Annotated in this window: 1 rRNA gene; it reads left to right on the top strand. The window is 51.5% G+C overall.

The features are described 5' to 3' along the window. A 23S ribosomal RNA gene (locus KW841_RS29505) occupies positions 1-101 on the top strand; the annotation flags it as partial. Positions 102-260: the final 159 nt, after the last annotated feature.

Genomic DNA, 260 nt, shown 5'->3' with positions numbered 1-260 from the left:
CCCTGAAGGGCCGTCGAAGACTACGACGTTGATAGGTTGGGTGTGTAAGCGCTGTGAGGCGTTGAGCTAACCAATACTAATTGCCCGTGAGGCTTGACCATATAACACCCAAGCAATTTGCTGACCTGAAAAGGCACCAGATTGCGGTGTGTGAAGACGAAACGAACCGAAAGTTCGAGAGACTCACAAAACACCCAGCTGTCACATACCCAATTTGCTGAAGCGAGGCCAACCGGCCGCGACTCAGTACCCGAATTTCT

Origin of the sequence: Pseudomonas sp. PDM28 (genome assembly GCF_019219115.1) — a bacterium.
Classification (GTDB): Bacteria; Pseudomonadota; Gammaproteobacteria; order Pseudomonadales; family Pseudomonadaceae; genus Aquipseudomonas; species Aquipseudomonas laurylsulfatiphila.
Note: the sequence above shows the minus strand (reverse complement) of the source record. Positions and strands in the feature narration are given on the sequence as shown.